This window comes from Vibrio sp. 99-70-13A1 (assembly GCF_013114625.1).
GTDB lineage: Bacteria > Pseudomonadota > Gammaproteobacteria > Enterobacterales > Vibrionaceae > Vibrio.
Map to the genome: position 1 here is coordinate 1 of NZ_VTXD01000096.1, position 1,121 is coordinate 1,121.

Genomic DNA, 1,121 nt, shown 5'->3' on the forward strand with positions numbered 1-1,121 from the left:
AGATGTGTATAAGAGACAGATATTATATCTTTAAATAACATTAAAATCTAAAAAGCTTCTTAACGACAGAAATTCACATAGGTTTAATTAACATGTATTATTAAAAGTATGATTTTATTAGTATCTTCTAAAAAATTGAGAGAGTGAGTAACTTTAAACTACACACTCTTACAAGTCCTAATTGGCTAATTAACGAACACAATAACAAAACATCAGGAATCAATAAAATTCTTATTAATAGCTTAGCTGAACATAAACAATAATGCTAAATAAAGCTTCATTAGATACATTTACGAGCTTTTATGGAATACAATAATGGAACTTGCTGGCCAATATGTAACATTTGGTAACCATGATTTGGTACAAACTCTAACCCTTCAAAACAATTATATGGGCTATACGGATACTCAATAAAAGACTCAATTTGTAAACCTGCACGAATTAACGAGTTTATTACATCACTAATTGAGTGTGACCAAGTAACCATAGGCAATTTTGTGCCATCACAGTTTTCTGTATAAGTACCATCTTCTTCGACGTTAGGGGTGTCCTCTTGAAAATAAGAATAGCCAGCCAACAAGTCATTAACTGTATGAAATTCTACCAAATGAAACTCACCGTTTAACTTAAGAGAATTAGAAATAGTATTCGCCCATTCAGTTAAATCCGGTAACCAGCACAGTACGCCATAGGAAGTGAAAACTATATCGAACTTATCAACATTATTACGACCAAATTGATACACATCACTTTCCACAAAGTTTGCGTTTAGACCCATCGAATTTTTTAACGAAATCGCTTGTTTAATCGCATCTGGAGATAGATCTACACCCGTTACTTTTGCACCCAATCGAGCCCATGAAAGTGTGTCTTGACCGAAATGACATTGTAAATGAAGTAAAGACTTCCCATCAACGTCACCAAGCTGCGATTTTTCGATTGGATTGAGCGAACACTTACCGCCGACAAATGATTCAACGTCATAGAAGTCAGATTCAATGTGTACTTTCGTTCTTTTGTCCCAAGCTTCTTTATTTACATCTAAATAATTCATTTTTCTTCTCATTTTATTTTTGTTAATATAGTTCCAACCAATAATGAAATAAATAAAATTAACATAC

At 32.6% G+C, this 1,121-nt stretch carries 1 protein-coding gene; it reads right to left on the reverse strand.

Going from position 1 to position 1,121, the window contains the following annotated elements; genetic code table 11:
• Positions 1-280: 280 nt before the first annotated feature.
• The coding region (locus tag F0226_RS22340) for a class I SAM-dependent methyltransferase (protein ID WP_345776544.1) at positions 281-1,121 on the reverse strand (841 nt) is incomplete at its 5' end.